Source organism: Cellulomonas sp. NPDC089187 (assembly GCF_040685135.1).
GTDB lineage: Bacteria > Actinomycetota > Actinomycetes > Actinomycetales > Cellulomonadaceae > Cellulomonas.
Window position 1 is genome coordinate 553,027 of the sequence record NZ_JBFBHI010000002.1, and the last position, 12,739, is coordinate 565,765.

10 protein-coding genes are annotated in these 12,739 nt (G+C 71.8%); 7 read left to right on the forward strand and 3 right to left on the reverse strand.

Going from position 1 to position 12,739, the window contains the following annotated elements:
• Positions 1–18 precede the first annotated feature (18 nt).
• The 5 genes from AB0N78_RS06905 to AB0N78_RS06925 all read left to right on the forward strand — a co-directional run bounded on the left by AB0N78_RS06905 (position 19) and on the right by AB0N78_RS06925 (position 6,230).
• On the forward strand, positions 19–1,701 hold the full coding sequence (locus AB0N78_RS06905; protein WP_363387500.1) for a dynamin family protein: 1,683 nt from the start codon (positions 19–21) through the stop codon (positions 1,699–1,701).
• Positions 1,698–3,173 (forward strand): GTP-binding protein, encoded by a 1,476-nt coding sequence (locus AB0N78_RS06910; RefSeq protein ID WP_363387502.1) that lies wholly within the window; start codon positions 1,698–1,700, stop codon positions 3,171–3,173. Before AB0N78_RS06905 ends, AB0N78_RS06910 begins: the two co-directional genes overlap by 4 nt.
• Positions 3,174–3,311: 138 nt before the next feature.
• The gene (locus AB0N78_RS06915) at positions 3,312–3,830 is read left to right on the forward strand and encodes a single-stranded DNA-binding protein (RefSeq protein ID WP_363387505.1); all 519 of its coding nucleotides are present in this window, start codon (positions 3,312–3,314) and stop codon (positions 3,828–3,830) included.
• Between the two features lie 166 nt (positions 3,831–3,996).
• Entirely contained in the window at positions 3,997–5,679 is a 1,683-nt protein-coding gene (gene ettA, locus AB0N78_RS06920; protein WP_363387508.1) for an energy-dependent translational throttle protein EttA, read from the forward strand.
• Positions 5,680–5,744: 65 nt separating this feature from the next.
• A complete protein-coding gene (locus AB0N78_RS06925) occupies positions 5,745–6,230 on the forward strand; it encodes a thioesterase family protein (RefSeq protein ID WP_363387510.1) in 486 nt (161 codons plus the stop codon).
• Between the two features lie 36 nt (positions 6,231–6,266).
• On the opposite strand, the gene AB0N78_RS06930 is transcribed toward AB0N78_RS06925, so the two are convergent.
• From AB0N78_RS06930 to AB0N78_RS06940, 3 genes are all read right to left on the reverse strand, one after another.
• Positions 6,267–7,910: an SDR family oxidoreductase gene (locus AB0N78_RS06930; RefSeq protein WP_363387513.1), complete on the reverse strand. Its 1,644-nt coding sequence runs from the start codon at positions 7,908–7,910 to the stop codon at positions 6,267–6,269.
• A gap of 195 nt (positions 7,911–8,105) precedes the next feature.
• Positions 8,106–9,065: a DNA topoisomerase IB gene (locus AB0N78_RS06935; RefSeq protein WP_363387516.1), complete on the reverse strand. Its 960-nt coding sequence runs from the start codon at positions 9,063–9,065 to the stop codon at positions 8,106–8,108.
• An 81-nt stretch (positions 9,066–9,146) separates the two neighbouring features.
• The gene (locus AB0N78_RS06940) at positions 9,147–10,541 is read right to left on the reverse strand and encodes a PLP-dependent aminotransferase family protein (RefSeq protein WP_363387519.1); all 1,395 of its coding nucleotides are present in this window, start codon (positions 10,539–10,541) and stop codon (positions 9,147–9,149) included.
• A gap of 115 nt (positions 10,542–10,656) precedes the next feature.
• Between AB0N78_RS06940 and AB0N78_RS06945 the strand changes: the two genes are divergently transcribed.
• Complete coding sequence (locus AB0N78_RS06945) at positions 10,657–11,892, forward strand: Tm-1-like ATP-binding domain-containing protein (RefSeq protein ID WP_363387522.1); 1,236 nt, start codon at positions 10,657–10,659, stop codon at positions 11,890–11,892.
• Complete coding sequence (locus AB0N78_RS06950; RefSeq protein WP_363387525.1) at positions 11,892–12,719, forward strand: phosphoenolpyruvate hydrolase family protein; 828 nt, start codon at positions 11,892–11,894, stop codon at positions 12,717–12,719. The genes AB0N78_RS06945 and AB0N78_RS06950 overlap by 1 nt, the downstream gene beginning before the upstream one ends.
• Positions 12,720–12,739: the final 20 nt, after the last annotated feature.

Here is a 12,739-nt window from a genome sequence, read left to right on the forward strand (position 1 = left end):
ACGAGTGAGGATGCCCCTGTGAACACGCAGGCAGAGGGCTCCGCCGGGGACGTCCTGGACCGCCCGCGCTCTGCCGCGTCGCTGGCCGATGCGATGGAGGAGCTGCTGCGGGATGTGCGGGCCACCGCGCTGCCGCTGGACATCCCAGGTGTGGGTGCGGCGCGGGAGTCGCGCACCCGGTTGATCGATCAGCTCGCCGATCACCTGGTGCCCCGGCTGCGCACCCTGACCGCACCGGCGGTGGTGGTGGTCGCGGGGTCGACCGGTGCCGGGAAGTCGACGCTGGTGAACGCCCTAGTCGGCGCGCAGGTCAGCCCGGCCGGAGTGTTGCGGCCGACCACCCGGCGACCGGTGTTGGTGCACCACCCACTGGACACCGATCTGCTGGCCGGTCACCCGGTGACCGGTGCCGTGCAGGTCGAGGTCAGCGATCAGGTGCCGCGCGGGGTCGCGCTGCTGGACGCACCGGATCTGGACTCGGTGGAGGAGGCGAACCGGCGGGCGGCCGGGCGGTTGCTGGAGGCCGCGGATCTGTGGCTGTTCGTCACGACCGCCGCACGCTACGGCGACGCGCTGCCGTGGCGGGTGCTGGACGGGGCGGTGGCGCGGGGTGCCTCGGTGGCGATGGTGCTGAACCGGGTGCCGGCCGATTCCTTGCCGACGGTGCGCGCTGATCTGATGCAGCGGCTGCGCGAGCACCAGATGGCGGGCTCGCCGCTGTTCGTCGTCGCCGACGCCGGGCCGTTGGACGGTCCACTGGAGCCCGCCGCGGTCGCTCCGGTGCGCCGATGGTTGACGATGGTGGCCGGACCGGATCGGGCGCGCAGCGTGATCGCCCGGACCCTGCGTGGATCGTTGGCGGCGCTACGGCCCTGGGTCGATGAGCTGGCGGAGGCGGTGCAGGCCCAGGCCGAGGCGGCGAGTGAGTTGCGCACCGGGCTGGCGACGGCGGGGCAGGAGGCCGGCGACGAGGCGCGCGCCACCCTGCTCGGCGGTGCGGCCGGTCACGGCGGACCACAGGCACGGTGGGCGGAGCTGACCAGTCCGGGTGCGGCGCTGCACGATCTGCTGCGCTCCGGGGACCGGCCAGATCGCTCACGCGCGCGAGGCCGGGACCGTGCCATCGCGGTGCAGCCGCTGGTCCGGGAGTTGACCACCTCGGTCTGTGGTGTGCTGACCGCGATCGGACAAGGAGCGGAGCGCGACCTGCGCGGGTGGCTGCGTTCCGGCCCCTCGGGCGGGTCATGGCTGGCGCAGACCTGGGACGGGCAGCGACGCGCCGAGCAGCGTGCGATCGAGGCTCGCAGCGCCGCCGAGCGCTGGATCGAGTCGGGTCGGAACCTGCACGTGCGGGCCGAGCCCGCTGCCTCGGGTGCCGATCGCCGCACCCGACGCCGAGCCGCACAGGAATCGCGACGGGTTGCCGCCGCGTATCGGGCGCTCGGCAGCGACGGTGTGCACGCGGTGCTGGTGGCGGGGGCAGCCGGGGTGGAGGACGCCGAGCGGATCGTCGGGGCGCTGCTGGGCGAGGCCGGACGTCGCGGTGTCGCCCAGCTGCGTGACGGGCTCGGACGCTGCGGAGCTGACGCGGTGGATGCCGAGCGCGCAGCGGCGCTGGCTGCGCTGGACGTGCCGGACCTGGCCGAGGACGCCTCCGCCACGCTGCGGATGCGCCTGGCCGTGATCAAGGGACTGACATGAGCGAGGACGCGAGCGGTCGGCTGACCGCGCGACTGGCCCGGCTGGAGCAGGCGCTGACCCTGGCCGGAGACCGGATCGACCCGGCGGTGGTCGACCACGTGCACCGGATCGACAGCCAGGTCCGCGACCGCCTGGCACTGGGGGTCGACCACACGGTGGTGGCGCTGCTGGGCGGAACCGGGTCCGGCAAATCCAGTGTGTTCAACGCGATCGCAGGCTTCGACTTCGCCGAGGTCGGGGTGCGACGGCCCACCACCTCACGGGCAGCGGCCTGTGTTTGGGGCACCCGAGGTGAGGCGCTGCTCGACTGGTTGCAGGTCGACGCGGACCGGCGCATCGAGCGGGAGAGTGCCCTGGACGGCGATACTGAGGCACCCCTGCGTGGACTGGTGCTGTTGGACCTGCCGGACCACGACTCGGTGGATGAGCGACACCGGGAGACTGTGGACCGGTTGCTGCCGATGGCCGACCTGCTGGTGTGGGTGGTCGACCCGCAGAAGTACGCCGACGACGCGCTGCACTCGGGGTACTTGCGCCAACTGGTCGGGCACGAGGGCGCGATGGTGGTGCTGCTCAACCAGGTGGACCTGGTGCCGGTCGAGCAACAGGACGCCCTGGTCGCCGACGTCCAGCGGTTGATCGAGCAGGACGGTCTGACCGGGGTGCCGGTGCGTCCGGTGTCCGCCCGGACCGGCACCGGGATCGCGGAGCTGCGCGACCTGCTGGCCGAGGTGGTGCGCGGGCAGTCGTTGGCGGCACGCCGGGGCGCGGCCGAGGTGGTCGACGCCGCCCGGCTGGTCAGTGCGCAGCTGGCGGCCGCGGAGCCGAACGACACCGCGCTGGAGGTCGCCCCGGTGGCTGACCGGCTGGCAGAGGCGGCGGGCCTGCCCGCGATCGCGGATGCGGTGGCCGCGGCGGTCCGGGGTGGCCAGGTGCCGGTGCCGAGCTTCGTGCGGGTCCAGGCGGCCACGGTGGAACAGTCGCGGGCGGACTGGATCGAACGCGCCGTCGGCAGCATGCCCACCCGCTGGGCGGGTGCCGTCCGGGAACGGGTGGGCTCGGTGACGGCGATCCGTCAGGCCGCGGATGACGCGCTGGCGCAGGTGGCGGTGGTGGTCCGGCGCTCGCGGGCCGCCGCCCTGTGTTCGATCCTCGCCGCGCTGTGCGGAGTGGCTGCCGTGGCGATGGCCGCCATCGGGGTCGGTCAGGTGCTCGGTGGCGGGCGCTGGGCCGATCTGGTGCTGCCAGAGGGGGTGGCCACCGCGGTGCTGGTGGTGCTCGCGGTGGTGCTGCTGCTGGCGGGGGTGCGGGCACGTCGACGGGCCGCGCTGCGCCGGGCGGATCGAGTGCGGCAGGACGGGCGGACCGCACTGGGCCGGGTGGCGGGGGAGCAGTTGGCCGATCCCACTCGGGCGGTGCTGGCTGAGCACCGGAGGGTGCGCGAGGCCGTTGCCGCGGCGCTACGGGACTGAGCGTCGGCCTGTCCACAAGGTGAGGGGGATGACAGTGGTCCCCAGCTGGCCGCCCCGTCAGCCGACCTGGTGGCGTGATCGGGCTGAACTGGGCCTCCGAGCCGGTCCGTACGGGATCGGCGGGCAGGAGGAGGAACCATGTCAGTCCGCGATCCGCAGCTCACCTTGGTCGGGTGGGCCGGCAGCACCCCCAAGCTCTACCCGGGTCAGGGGGAGAATCCGGTGGCCTTCGCGCAGTTCCGACTGGGCCAGACCACCCGGGTGCTGAACCGGGACACCGGTGAACTCACCGATGGGCCGACCAGCTGGTACACCGTGAAAGTCTTCCGGGATCTGGCGCAGAACGTCTCGGAGAGCATCCGTCAGGGCGAACCGGTGGTGGTGCACGGCCGGCTGCGGATCGAGGAGTGGACCAACGCCGACCAGCAGGTGATGCGCACCCCGGTGGTGGTCGCCGACGCCGTCGGGACCGATCTGCGCTGGGGCACCAGCCGATTCGTGCGGACCGTCCGGCAGTCCGCGCCGGAGACCGGCGAGGAGGACACCGGAGTGGCCGAGGCGCTGGCCCTGCACGCCGAGCAATCCGATCAGCAGACGGAGCAGGACGACCAGGACGCAGTGGACGTCGCCCGGCTGCCCTACGCCGTCAGCGCCTGAACGCCTGCGCCCACGGCCCCGATGACCCAGCCGCCCCCATCGCCTAGGCTGGGTCATCGCGGCCCGGATCGGGGCGTCGTCCATGCTGCCTTGGCGGCGGGACGATGGCCGGATCGAGACCGGGCGCGATCCGGCATCCCACGAGCACCGAGGCGGACGAAGAGCGTTGGCTGAGTTCATCTACACCATGTACAAGGCGCGGAAGGCGCACGGCGACAAGGTCATCCTGGACGACGTCTCGCTGAACTTCCTGCCCGGCGCGAAGATCGGCGTCGTCGGCCCGAACGGTGCCGGGAAGTCCACGATTCTCAAGATCATGGCCGGCCTGGACCAGCCGTCCAACGGTGAGGCGCGGCTGAGCCCGGGCTACACGGTGGGCATCCTGCAGCAGGAGCCGCCGCTCAACGAGGACAAGACCGTGCTCGGCAACGTCCAGGAGGGCGTCGCCGAGATCAAGGGCAAGATCGACCGCTTCAACGAGATCTCTGGGCTGATGGCGGAGCCGGATGCCGACTTCGACGCGCTGATGGCGGAGATGGGCGAGCTGCAGGAGGCCATCGACGCCGCCGACGCCTGGGATCTGGACGCCCAGCTGGAGCAGGCGATGGACGCGCTGCGCTGCCCGCCGCCGGACGCCGACGTCAAGGTGCTCTCCGGTGGTGAGCGTCGCCGGGTCGCCCTGTGCAAGCTGCTGCTGGAGCAGCCCGATCTGCTGCTGCTCGACGAGCCCACCAACCACCTGGACGCGGAGAGCGTGCTCTGGTTGGAGCAGCACCTGGCGAACTACCCCGGCGCCGTCCTGGCGGTCACCCACGACCGCTACTTCTTGGACCACGTGGCGGAGTGGATCTGCGAGGTCGACCGCGGGCGGCTGTACCCCTACGAGGGCAACTACTCCACCTACCTGGAGAAGAAGCAGGCCCGCCTGGAGGTGCAGGGCAAGAAGGACGCGAAGCTGGCCAAGCGCCTGAAGGACGAGCTGGAGTGGGTCCGCTCCAGCGCCAAGGGCCGCCAGACCAAGTCCAAGGCGCGTCTGGAGCGCTACGAGGAGATGGCCGCCGAGGCGGACCGGACCCGCAAGTTGGACTTCGAGGAGATCCAGATCCCGCCGGGCCCGCGTCTGGGCAGCGTCGTGCTGGAGGCCACCGACCTGCAGAAGGGATTCGGGGACCGCACGCTGATCGACGGACTGAGCTTCACGCTGCCGCGCAACGGCATCGTCGGTGTGATCGGTCCGAACGGTGTGGGTAAGACCACGCTGTTCAAGACCATCGTCGGGCTGGAGCCGCTGGACGGCGGGCAGCTCAAGGTGGGCGAGACGGTGCAGATCAGCTACGTGGACCAGTCCCGTGGCGGCATCGACCCGAAGAAGACCCTGTGGGAGGTGGTGTCCGACGGGCTCGACTTCATCAAGGTCGGCAATGTGGAGATGCCGTCCCGTGCCTATGTCGCGTCCTTCGGCTTCAAGGGCCCGGACCAGCAGAAGCCCGCGGGGGTGCTCTCCGGCGGTGAGCGCAACCGACTGAACCTGGCGCTGACCCTCAAGCAGGGCGGCAACCTGCTGCTGCTCGACGAGCCCACCAACGACCTGGATGTCGAGACCCTGGGCTCGCTGGAGAACGCCCTGCTTGAGTTCCCCGGCTGCGCTGTCGTGGTCTCCCACGACCGGTGGTTCCTGGACCGGGTGGCCACGCACATCCTGGCCTACGAGGGCACCGAGGAGAACCCGTCGGCTTGGTACTGGTTCGAGGGCAACTTCGCCTCCTATGAGGAGAACAAGGTCGCTCGGCTGGGTGCCGACGCGGCCCGCCCGCACCGGGTCACCTACCGCAAGCTGACCCGCGACTGATCCACCCGCACCGGGCGCGTTCCACCACGGGACGCGCCCGGTGGCATGTCCGAGAGGGGACGACGATGGCCCGATTGCGGGTGCCGGTGCAGCTGCGCTGGTCCGATGTGGACGGCTACGCCCACGTGAACAACGTGGCGATGCTGACCATCCTGGAGGAGTCCCGGATCGAGGTCTTCTGGGCCAGCCCGCCCTCGGTGGACGACACCGATCGGCAACCGTGGCCGACCGCCGTGATCGACGCCGGACCCGGTGCCGAGACTGCCACCCTGGTCGCACGCCAGCAGATCGAGTACCTGGTTCCCCTGGCGTACCGCCGCACACCGGTGCTGGTGGAGATGTGGTTGGGTCACCTGGGCGGGGCAAGCATGGACGTCTGTTACGAGGTCAAGGACCCGGGGGAGGACGGCACCGTTTACGCCCGGGCGGAGACCACGGTCGTGCTGGTGGACGCCGCCACCGGGCGGCCGCGCCGCTTGGGTGAGGTGGAACGCGCGGCGTGGAGCCCCTATGTGGAGGCTCCGGTCGAGTTCCGGCACCGGGGACGCTGAACGCGGGGGCCATCGCGTGCATGGCCTCGGGTGTGCTCAGCGGTCGCGGCGGGCCCGCTCCGCTGTCTCCGCCGCCCGGGCGATGTTGCGCTGCATCCCACCGAAGACCACCCCGTGGAACGGGTAGACCGACCACCAGTACAGCTGCCCGGCCAAGCCATGCGGATGGAAGACCGCCCGTTGGGCGTAGACCGTGGGGGCTTGGGTCCACTCGCCGTGGTCGCCGCCGGACACCGGTTGCACCCGCAGCTCCAACCAGGCCAGGCCGGGCACTCGCATCTCGGCGCGCAGCCGGATCAGCTCACCGGGGACGACCTCCTCCACCCGCCAGAAGTCGACGGCATCGTCCACCACCAGTCGGCTGGGGTCGCGACGGCCGCGGCGCAGTCCGGGCCCGCCGACCAGCCGATCTGCCAGCCCCCGCACCCGCCAGGCCAGCGACCAGGAGTACCACCCGCGCTCGCCCCCGACCGCCTCCAGCACCCGCCACAGCGCGGCCGGTGAGGCGTCGACCTGAATGCTGCGCTCGTCGACGTAGAGCGAACCACCGGCCCAGTCCGGATCGCTCGGCAGCGGCTCGCTGGGCGCACCCGGCACCCCGGCCGACGACCACCGGGTCGTCACCGCCGCCTCCTGAATCCGGGTGAGTGCGAGCCGTACCGCCCGATCGAAGTCGATCAGTCCGTGGGGCGGGTCGGGCACGTACTGCGCGATGTCGTGCTCCTTGCACACCACCTCGTGCACCAGTGACTCCACCAGTGGCCGTGCGATCCCCGAGGGCACCGGTGTCACCAGGCCGACCCACAGGCTGGACAGTCCCGGGGTCAGCACCGGGACCTTGACGATGATCCGCCGCGGCAGCCCTGCGGCGGCGGCATAGCCCTGCATCATGTCGCGGTAGGTGAGCACCTGCGGGCCACCGATGTCGAAGGTGCGGTTCACCTCGGGCGGCAGCGATGCCGCACCGACCAGGTAGCGCAGCACATCGCGGATCGCGATCGGTTGAATCCGGTTGTCCACCCAGCGCGGCACCGTCATCGCGGGCAGCCGCTCGGTCAGATAACGCATCATCTCGAAGGACGCCGACCCAGAGCCGAGGATCACCGCCGCCCGCAGCACTGCAGTGGGCACCCCGCTGTCCAGCAGGATCTCGCCGACCTCGGTGCGGGAGGCCAGATGCGGGGAGAGCTCCTCGTGCTCCGGGGCCAGCCCGCCCAGATAGATCAACCGGCCCACCCCGGCGTCCCGTGCCGCCTTGCCGAAAGCGCGGGCGGTGCTGCGGTCCCGCTCCTCGAACTGTCGGCCGGTGCCCAGGGAGTGGATCAGGTAGTACGCCACCGCCGCGCCCTCAAGCCCCGCACGGGCCTGCTCGGGATCGGCGGCGTCGGCCTGCACCACCTCGACGTCGTCGTACCACGGTCGACCGCGCAGCCGCTCCGGATGCCGGGCGAGGGCCCGCACCCGGTATCCGGCGGACAGCAGCTCCGGCACCAGCCGCCCGCCGACGTAGCCGGTCACGCCGGTCACCGCGACCAGCGGGGCGTCGGGTCGGGGACGGTCGTCCGGCCCCGGTCCGGGCACCAGACCGGTCAGGCTGTCGGCGACCGGCGCGGGGTGCAGGTCGTCGGCGGAGAGCGGATGGGGGTCGTGGCCGGTGGAGGGGTGCGGGCGGTCTGCCATCCCGGCAGTCTGCGTGGGGACCGGGCGGCCCGCACCTGGGACGACCTTGCCGGGCAACCTGCCCGGCAACCTGCCTGGCGACCTGCCTGGCGAGCCGCACCGGGTGACCCGCACCGGACGACCCGCGGCGCAGGGTGTGGCAGGGCACGCGAGGACGGGCCCTGCGGGGTGCCGTGCCCCGCGATGGGCCGCGCTTCAGCCCAGCAGCTCCAGGGTCCGCTTCTCCGCCACCGCCTGGGATCGGGTCGGGGCGATCGCGGTGCCGTGCTCCCACAGGTCGATCACTCGCGGGTCGATGTAGGAAGCGCGGCACACGGCGGGGGTGTTACCCAGCTCGGTGGCAACGTCTTTGACCATCGCGGTGATCACCCGGCGGCGGGCCCGCTCGGCGCGGGGCGCGGGTCCGACGTTGGCCAGCGCCCGGGCGGCCAGGACGGTCGCATGCCAAGTCCGGAAGTCTTTGGGTGAGGCGTCGTCGCCCAGGCACCGTTTCACATCCGCGCCGACCTCGGCGGAGACGATGTCGTGCCAGCCGTCCTCATCTCGCCAGGCCAGCAGCTCCGGGCCGCCGCCGCGACGACGCAGCAACACACCGATCAGCTCGGCGACCTGCGCGTCCTCGACCACCACATCGCGGGTCTGCCCGGACTTGGCGGGGTAGCAGAAGTGCACGCGGCGGTCGTCCAGCACCTCGACGTGCTCCCGGCGCAGGGTGGCCAGGCCGTAGGAGCCGTTGCGTTGCGCATAGCCCTCACCGCCCGCCCGGAAGTAAGCCAGGTCGAGCAGCCGGAAGGCCAGTGCCAGCGCTTTGGCACGGGGGAAACCGGGGAGCGCTAGGTCCCGGCGCACCGAACGGCGGGCCGCGGGCAGCCGCCGCGCCACGTCGAGCACGTGGTCGTGTTTGAGCCGGTCACGGCGCGCCCGCCACTGCACGTGGTAGAGGTACTGGCGGCGTCGGGCGTCGTCCAGCCCGGCGGCCTGGATGTGCCCATTCGGCCACGGGCTGATCCAGACGTCCCGCCAAGCGGGTGGGATCGCCAGGGCGGTGATCCGGTCCAGGTGCTCCGCCTCGGTGATCCGGACGCGGTCCAGGTCCAGATAGAGGAAGCCTCGCCCGGCACGCCGCCGGGTCCATCCAGGGGAGTCGATCCTCACCCGTCGCAGTCTGACCACGGGCGACACCCTGCATCGCCGCCCAGCTCGCCGCCACCGGAATCTGTGAGCCGGGCCGCGACCTCAGCCCTCGTCCACCGCGCCGATCCTGCGCAGTGCACCGGCCAGCAAACCCGGCTCATGCCACAGCGGTAGACGCAGTCGGGTCCGGTGCCCCTCATATGCGGAGAACGCCGGGCCGGGTGCCAGACGCACCCCGACACTCTGTGCTCGGCTGGCCAGCAGCACAGCGTCCTGCCCGGTCTCCACCCACAGTCCGCTGCCCCCGTCCGGCGGGGACCAGCTCCAGTCGGGGGCCTCGGCGGCCAACACCTGCGCGGTGAGGCGGTACTGCTGCTCCAGCAGGTCGCGGCGGTCGGCACGCAGCTCGGCGGTGCGGGGCAGCAACAGCGACACCGCGAGCTGGTCGGCCACCGCTGAGCCCAGGTCGACGGCGCTGCGGGTGGCGGTCAGGCGGCGAATCCAGGACGGATCGGCGCGAATCCATCCGATGCGTAGTCCGCCCCAGAACAGTTTGGAGGTGGTGCCCACGGTGATCAGTCGGGTCGGGTCGACGCGGCCGTCCATGCCACCGAGCCGGCCGGACCGGGTCCGGGGCAGGTCCGCGCAGGACTGGTCATCGAGCACGAGGGTGTCCGTCCCGGCGAGCAGCTGTCCGATGGCGGTGCGTCGCTGGCGGCCCGTGTGCACGCCGGTGGGGTTGTGCAGTGCGGTCTGGAGATAGAGCAGCCGGGGGCCCTGGACCAGGGCGCTGCCCAACAGGCCGAGGTCGACCCCGCCTGCTCCGGTGGGAACCGCACGAATGCGGGCACCGGTCGCGCTGAAGACGCCGAGTGCTCCGCGGTACGTCGGGTCCTCGGTGACCACCGTGTCCCCGGCACCCAGCACGGTCTGACCCACCAGCCAGACAGCCTGCTGGGAACCCGCGGTGATGAGCAGTTGCTCCGGGGTGGTGGGAACACCGTCCGCTGTCAGACTCTCCGCCAGCGTGGTGCGCAGCTCCGGCAGCCCCGCGGGGAAGTACCCGTCCCGGTGTGCGTGCCCGCGCGCCAACAGCTCGGCAACCTCCGCGAAGACCTCGGTGACACCGGGTGCGGCGGGCAGGGCACCGCTGGACAGGTCGACCGGTTCCGGGGCGGCGGTGAAAGAGCTGAGCCGCCCGCCGTCGTGGGGTTGGTGGCGTCGGGCTGGGCGCTGCACATAGGTGCCGGACCCCTGCTGCGCGGTCACCAGTCCCTCGGCGGCCAGCGCCTGGTAGACCCGGTCGACGGTGCCGCGGGCGATGCCGAGCGCGGAGGCCACCGCGCGCTGGGCGGGCATCCGGGCACCGGCGGGCAGTGCACCGTCCCGGATCAGGTCGGCCAGCCCCGCGCGCAGCGGCTCGGCTTGCCCGGCATCCGGGTCCTGCCAGTGACCGAGCAGGCGCACCAGTTCGGCGGGATCGATGCGAGGGGGCATGGATCGACGGTAGCCGCTGCCAGCGTCGATGGACCATTGCTCGCTGAATGGCCCACCGCGCGGGCTCCGGCTGCCCCCAGACTGGAGGCACGAGGCGGACGAGGAGGTCCATGAGATGACAACGGTGGCCCTGATCGGGACCCTGGACACCAAGGGCGAGGAGTACCGCTGGCTGGCCGACGGTCTGGCCCGCGAGGATGTGCGGGCGTTGACCATCGACGTCGGTCCGCTGTCCGATGCCGCTGCCGACATCCCGGCGGCACAGGTGGCCGAGGCCGGTGGTAGCTCGCTGACCGCGCTGCGCGAGGCCGGTGATCGTGGTGCGGCGCTGACCACCATGGCACGGGGCGCGGCGGCGGTGTTGGTTGACCTGTACCGCCGTGGCGAGGTCGACGCGGTGCTGTCGGTCGGTGGCTCCGGTGGCTCGTCGGTGGCGGCGCAGGCGATGCAGGCCCTGCCCGTGGGGGCTCCGAAGCTGCTGGTGTCGACGATGGCCTCCGGTGACGTGTCGCCCTACGTCGGGGAGTCCGATGTCACGCTGATGTACTCGGTGGTGGACATCGCCGGGATCAACTCGCTGTCCGAGCAGGTGCTGGGCAATGCGGTGGCGGCGATCGCCGGGATGGCCCGCGCGGCGCACGCTCGACGGGAACGGCCCGCGGACAGTGCGCACCGGCCGATGGTGGCGTTGACCATGTTCGGCTTGACTACCCCCGCCTGCGATGAGGCCCGTGAGGAGTTGACCGCGCTGGGTTACGAGCCGGTGGTCTTCCACGCCACCGGCAGCGGTGGTCGGGCGATGGAGCGTCTGGCCGCGGACGGGTTCCTGGCCGGTGTGCTGGATCTGACCACCACCGAGCTGGCCGACGACCTCGTCGGCGGTGTGCTCACCGCGGGGCCCGACCGGCTCACCGCTGCGGGCGCGGCCGGGGTGCCGCAAGTGGTCGGGGTGGGGGCGCTGGACATGGTGAACTTCGGCCCCGAGGCGAGCGTGCCGGAACGGTTCGCCGGACGCCGGTTCCTGGTGCACAACCCCACTGTGACCCTGATGCGCACCACCGCGGAGGAGATGCGCACGCTGGGCGAGCGCCTGACCGAGAAGGTCCGTGCCGGCCACGGTCCCCGTGCCGTGGTGCTGCCGCTGCGTGGCGTCAGCGGGATCGACATCGAGGGTGGCCCCTTCGCGGACGCCGAGGCCGATGCCGCGCTGTTCGACGCGGTGCGCACCGGGTTGTCCGGCAGTGACATCCGCCTGGTCGAGTCCGACCAGCACATCAACGACCCCGGCTTCGGCCGTGCGGCGGCCCGGCTGCTACACGAGCTGATCGCCACGAGCACTCAGGAGGACTGATGGACCGCACACGCGCACTGGAGCGGCTGCGCTCGACCGTGGCCGCCGGACGGCCAATCATCGGCGGCGGCGCCGGGACCGGCATCTCGGCCAAATCGGCGGAGGCCGGTGGCATCGATCTGCTGATCATCTACAACTCCGGTCGGTACCGGATGGCCGGGCGTGGCTCCCTGGCCGGGCTGCTGGCCTACGGCGATGCGAACGCCATCGTGATGGAGATGGCCGACGAGGTGCTGCCCGTGGTCAAGGACACTCCGGTGCTGGCCGGGGTGAACGGCACGGACCCGTTCCGGGTGATGGGCCGGTTCCTGGACGACGTGAAGCGGGCCGGGTTCACCGGGGTGCAGAACTTCCCCACGGTGGGGCTGATCGACGGGGTCTTCCGGCAGAACCTGGAGGAGACCGGGATGGGCTTCGACCTCGAGGTGGAGATGATCGCCGCGGCCCACGAGCGGGATCTGCTGACCAGCCCGTACGTCTTTGATGTCGAGCAGGCCGTGGCGATGGCCGAGGCCGGTGCCGATGTCCTGGTCCCGCACATGGGGCTGACCACCAAGGGTTCGATCGGTGCCAGCACCGCGCTGACCCTGGACGAGTGCGTCGACCGGATCCAGCAGATGCGCGACGCCGCGGTGAAGGTCAACCCGGACATCCTGGTGCTGTGCCACGGCGGACCGATCGCCGAGCCCACCGATGCGCAGTACGTGCTGGCTCGCACCACCGGTGTGGTCGGGTTCTTCGGTGCCTCGTCCATTGAGCGATTGCCCACCGAGGTCGCCATTCGACAGCAGACCGAGGCCTTCAAGGCGGTCACCTTCGGCGACTGACCGCCCTCCAAGCTCCCCGC